Source organism: Synechococcus sp. R55.2, from assembly GCF_047462075.1.
GTDB lineage: Bacteria > Cyanobacteriota > Cyanobacteriia > Thermostichales > Thermostichaceae > Thermostichus.
The window spans coordinates 1-5,062 of sequence record NZ_JANSIH010000242.1 but is presented as its reverse complement, the minus strand read 5'-3'; the positions used below and the strand labels follow the sequence as shown (position 1 = coordinate 5,062).

General features: G+C 58.3%; 5 protein-coding genes. 4 read left to right on the top strand and 1 reads right to left on the bottom strand.

Translation table 11 applies throughout. The annotated features are described in order from the left end of the window. The 4 genes from NW838_RS08270 to NW838_RS08255 form a co-directional block, all read left to right on the top strand. On the top strand, positions 1 to 1,014 hold a 1,014-nt coding region (locus NW838_RS08270; protein ID WP_414427846.1), incomplete at its 5' end, for a recombinase family protein. A gap of 371 nt (positions 1,015 to 1,385) precedes the next feature. After that, complete coding sequence (gene bchL / locus NW838_RS08265; protein WP_041437180.1) at positions 1,386 to 2,222, top strand: ferredoxin:protochlorophyllide reductase (ATP-dependent) iron-sulfur ATP-binding protein; 837 nt, start codon at positions 1,386 to 1,388, stop codon at positions 2,220 to 2,222. Between the two features lie 158 nt (positions 2,223 to 2,380). Further along, the gene (locus NW838_RS08260; RefSeq protein ID WP_414349746.1) at positions 2,381 to 3,358 is read left to right on the top strand and encodes a protochlorophyllide reductase; all 978 of its coding nucleotides are present in this window, start codon (positions 2,381 to 2,383) and stop codon (positions 3,356 to 3,358) included. A gap of 40 nt (positions 3,359 to 3,398) precedes the next feature. Continuing rightward, entirely contained in the window at positions 3,399 to 4,799 is a 1,401-nt protein-coding gene (locus tag NW838_RS08255; RefSeq protein ID WP_414427845.1) for a ferredoxin:protochlorophyllide reductase (ATP-dependent) subunit N, read from the top strand. Here NW838_RS08255 and NW838_RS08250 read toward each other — a convergent pair. Continuing rightward, positions 4,796 to 5,041: a hypothetical protein gene (locus tag NW838_RS08250; RefSeq protein WP_414343918.1), complete on the bottom strand. Its 246-nt coding sequence runs from the start codon at positions 5,039 to 5,041 to the stop codon at positions 4,796 to 4,798. The genes NW838_RS08255 and NW838_RS08250 overlap by 4 nt on opposite strands. Positions 5,042 to 5,062 lie beyond the last annotated feature (21 nt).

The window sequence follows — 5,062 nt, the reverse complement described above, 5'->3', positions numbered from 1 at the left end:
GGTCTGCAAACCCCCACCGAGGCTGCCGATTGGATCCCGCTGCTGGCCGAGATCCCCCATCAGTTGCAAAGCCGCCGCCTCTGCTGCAGCCAAGCCCAAAACCGCCTGGCGGGCAAGCCTCCCCCCGGCCCTGCCCCCTTTGGCTACCGCCGCGAAGGGGAACGCTACGTGCTGGATCGCCGGCAGGCCAGCATCATCCAAGATTTTTTCCAGCACTTTCTCCTCTACGGATCCCTGCGGCAGGCGGTGCGCTTTTTGGAAGAAAAACACCACAAGCGGATTTCTGTGGCCACCGGACGCAACTGGCTGCTCAACCCGGTATACCGCGGGGATCTGGCCTATGCCGACGGCACCACCCTGCGGGACACTCACCCGGCCCTTCTCAGCCGCACGGAAGCCGCCCAGATCGATCGCTGGCTCAAACGCAACCAAGGGATCCCTCGCCGCAGCGCCAGTGCTCCCCGCGCTTTGGCCGGCCTGGTTCATTGCTGCGCTTGTGGCAGCCTTCTGCGCATTGTGCAAACCACCCCTCGCAAGGGGAAAAAGAACGGATCCCCCTACCTCTATCTGCGCTGCCAAACCTGTCGCTACAGCCTCCCCTACACCGAAGTCCTGCAGGAGGTGATCCGGCAGGTGTGCGAACAACTGCCCCAACGCGCCCAGACGCTGGATCGACAAGCCCTCACCCAAGTCCGCCAAGAGCTCCAAGCCCAAATCCAGGCCAACGCCGAGCGGCTGCGGCAATTGGAAGAGCTGCAGCAATCTGGACTAATGGACGAGGCCTCCCTAGCCCAGCGTCGCTACCAGTTGCGAGCAGAGACGGCCCGCTTGGCCCAAAAGCTGGAGCAACTCCCCCCCGCCAACCTCACCCAGACCATCCAAACCCTCTCCATCCCGCCCTTCTGGCAAGACCTCAGCGAGACCGAACGGCGTGCCTACCTGCGGGAATTCCTGCGCAGGATCGAGGTGGATTCTGCAGGAGCGGTGCGAGTTACTTTTGCCTTCGATCCCTGAGAGCGAAGGGTTCCCCCCACCTTCCCCCCAGAATTGAGACCATTCTTGATTCTTTCTCAGCCCAAACCTGCCTCAGCGCCAAGCCAAGAGGACGGGATCAGCGCCATGGCATAGCTGAATCCTTCCCGATTTGGGTGAATTGTCATCTGGAATTGTTTTCTTTTGATCACTGATGAAAGTATATCTAAAACTAAAATCGGGAAAAACATCAAAAATCGACTTGAGAAGCCCTGGGAACTTTCTTAGGACCATTTGCAAGATCTGGGAACTTCTAGCTTTTTGAGGGATCCACCTTTATCCTTCGCAACAGTTCTCAGGGGGCGGGTTGGCTGCCGATAATGTCCCTTGTCTGCCCCATGGAGGAACGCGCTGTGAAATTGGCGGTTTACGGAAAAGGTGGGATCGGCAAATCCACCACCAGTTGCAACATCTCGGTGGCCTTGGCCAGGCGGGGCAAAAAGGTCTTGCAGATTGGCTGTGATCCCAAGCACGACAGCACCTTCACCCTGACCGGCTTTCTCATCCCCACCATCATCGACACCCTGGAAGCCAAGGGCTATCACCACGAAGACATCTACCCAGAAGATGTGATCTACCGCGGCTACGGCGGCGTGGACTGCGTGGAAGCGGGTGGGCCCCCGGCAGGGGCCGGCTGTGGCGGCTATGTGGTGGGGGAAACCGTCAAACTCCTGAAGGAGCTGAACGCCTTCGATGAGTACGATGTCATCCTCTTCGATGTGCTGGGGGATGTGGTGTGCGGCGGTTTTGCGGCTCCCCTCAACTACGCCGACTACTGCCTGATCGTAACCGACAACGGCTTTGATGCCCTGTTTGCCGCCAATCGGATTGCTGCCTCGGTGCGAGAAAAGGCCAAAACCCGCAAGCTGCGGTTGGCCGGGCTGATCGGCAATCGCACCAGTAAGCGGGATCTAATCGACAAATACGTCTCGGCAGTTCCCATGCCGGTTATCGAGGTGCTTCCCCTCATTGAAGATATTCGCGTCTCGCGGGTCAAGGGCAAAACCCTCTTCGAGATGGCGGAAACCGATCCCAGCCTGGAGCCTGTCTGCCAGTACTACCTGAACATCGCCGATGAGCTGCTGGCCCGTCCGGAAGGGATCGTGCCCCAACCTGCCGAGGATCGGGAGCTGTTTGCTTTGCTCTCCGACTTTTACAACACTCCAGCCCGCCAACTGGCCTTGGTGTAAGGGATCCCCTGCCGGCTTGGGCAGTGTGTCCAAAAATGAAGCCACTGTTTCGGAAGACTGTCGCAAACCTTATCAATTTGTTGTCCGATCCGCTTTCCCCCCCAAGATGGATCCTGTAGGGATCCCGCTTTGGGAAGGAAATGGCACAGGAGTTGGATATGCAAGGACAAGAGCAACCCACCGTCGTGATTACCGGAGCTTCCTCGGGTGTTGGCCTATACTCAGCTTTGGCCTTGGCCAAGCGCGGCTGGCACGTGGTGATGGCCTGTCGGGATCTGGACAAAGCCTACCGGGCGGCCCAGCAAGTGGGGATCCCCCAGGGCAGCTATACCCTGATGCAGATCGATCTGGCCAGCTTGGCCAGCGTGCGGCGGTTTGTCGAGCAGTTCCGCAACTGGGGCCGTTCCTTGGACGCCTTGGTCTGTAATGCCGCCATCTACATGCCCCTGCTCAAGCAGCCCCTGCGCAGCCCGGAAGGATATGAGCTGACCATGGCCACCAACCATCTGGGGCATTTCTTGCTCTGCCACTTGATGCTGGAGGATCTGAAACGCTCCACCTATCCAGATCGGCGGCTGGTGATCTTGGGCACGGTTACCCACAATCCCAAGGAGCTGGGGGGTAAGATCCCACCCCAACCCCACCTGGGGGATCTGCGGGGATTTGCCCAGGGCTTTAAGGATCCCATCAGCATGGCCGATGGCGGCAAATTTGATCCGGTGAAAGCCTACAAAGACAGCAAAGTCTGCAATATCCTCACCATGCGCGAGCTGCACCGCCGCTTCCACGAAAGCACTGGCATCACCTTCCTCTCCCTCTATCCGGGGTGTGTAGCCACCACGGCTCTGTTCCGCCATCACTATCCCCTGTTTCAAAAACTTTTCCCCTGGTTCCAAAAAAACATCACGGGCGGATTTGTTTCTCAGGAATTGGCCGGAGAGCGGGTGGCCCAAGTGGTGGCCGATCCCGAGTTTCGTCGGTCGGGATTCTACTGGAGCTGGGGTAACCGGCAACGCAAGAATGCCAAGCCCTTTAACCAAGAAGTCTCTGACGAGGCGGCAGACGATGCCAAGGCCAAATTGCTTTGGGATCTCAGCGAAAAATTGGTGGGTGTGCCCCAGTTGGTAGCCCTCTAGTTGGCAACGTTCCCTTCTTTTATGTTTTTAGGAGACGAGCATGAATGCTGCTTTGGATAGTGCCAACGCCCTTAACTTCCAGTGCGAAACCGGCAATTACCATACCTTTTGCCCGATTAGTTGTGTAGCTTGGCTTTATCAAAAAATTGAAGACAGCTTCTTTTTGGTCATCGGCACCAAAACCTGTGGCTACTTTCTGCAAAACGCCATGGGGGTGATGATCTTTGCCGAGCCCCGCTATGCCATGGCGGAGCTGGAAGAGGGGGATATTAGCGCCAAGCTCAACGACTATGAGGAGCTGAAGCGGCTGTGCCTGCAAATTCAACGAGATCGCAATCCCAGCGTGATTGTTTGGATCGGCACCTGCACCACCGAGATCATCAAAATGGACCTGGAGGGCCTAGCCCAGAAGCTGGAGGGGGAGATTGGGATCCCGATTGTGGTGGCACGGGCCAATGGCCTCGACTACGCTTTTACCCAAGGGGAAGACACGGTTTTGGCCTCGATGGCTCAACGCTGCCCAGAGCAGGTGCGGGCAGAGGAGCAGGAAACCCGCGGGGGTCTCCAGGCGCTTTTTTACGGGCTCCGCTCTGGAACAAAGAAAGAGGAGGAAGGCTTCCACAAGCATCCTCCCTTGGTGATCTTCGGCTCGGTGCCCGATCCGGTGGTTACCCAACTCACCCTGGAGCTGAAGAAACACGGGATCCGCGTCTCCGGCTGGTTGCCGGCCAAACGCTATGGGGAGCTGCCGGCCATCGAGCCGGGCACCTACGTGGTGGGGGTGAATCCTTTCCTCAGCCGCACAGCCACCACGCTGGTACGCCGTAAAAAGGCTAAGCTCATCACCGCTCCTTTTCCCATCGGGCCGGATGGCACCCGCGCCTGGATAGAAGCCATTGCCCGCGAGCTGGGGATCCCGACGCCAGGCTTGGCAGAGCGGGAAGCGGAAGTGTGGAACCATCCCCAGGTTCGGGATTATCGGGAGCTGCTGCGGGGCAAGAGCGTTTTCTTCATGGGCGATAACCTGCTGGAGATCTCGCTGGCCCGTTTCCTGGTGCGCTGTGGCATGACGGTGCAGGAAATTGGGATCCCTTACATGGACAAACGCTACCAAGCGGCTGAGCTGGCCCTCTTGGAGCGCACCTGCGAAGAGATGGGAGTGCCCAAGCCCACCATCGTAGAAAAGCCGGATAACTACAACCAAATCCAGCGCATCAAGGCCCTGCAGCCGGATCTGGTGATCACAGGTATGGCCCACGCCAACCCCCTAGAGGCACGGGGGATAACCACCAAGTGGTCGGTGGAGTTCACCTTCGCCCAGATCCACGGCTTCGGCAACACCCAGGCTCTGCTGGAGCTGGTGACCCGACCGCTGCGGCGCAATGCTGCCCTCAAAGGCTTGGGTTGGGAGCGGCTGGTGCGAGAAGAAGCCCCTATCTAACCTTCCGGCTCCTCATTGTCAAACAGTAGACCGTCTAGGTGATCTGGCAGTTGCTGCCGGTCGATCCAGACCATGCCCGCCAGAATAGCCTCGGCCTCGTTTTGAAAGTAGCCGTAGGCTTTGGCGCCAATCTCCGGCTCGAAAGAGCCATCTTGCTGGAGCAGCCGGCAGCGAAAGATAAACCCCTTCTCTGTAGCTTGGGTGGTGATGCTGATACATTTACGCTGAACACTGCTGAACATCACTGTTCAACTATGCAGCGA

Bases quoted from the DNA above. Each gene is read 5' to 3' on its own strand.
- NW838_RS08250 (WP_414343918.1), bottom strand. From the start codon at position 5,041: ATGTTCAGCAGTGTTCAGCGTAAATGTATCAGCATCACCACCCAAGCT.
- NW838_RS08260 (WP_414349746.1), top strand. From the start codon at position 2,381: ATGCAAGGACAAGAGCAACCCACCGTCGTGATTACCGGAGCTTCCTCG.
- NW838_RS08255 (WP_414427845.1), top strand. From the start codon at position 3,399: ATGAATGCTGCTTTGGATAGTGCCAACGCCCTTAACTTCCAGTGCGAA.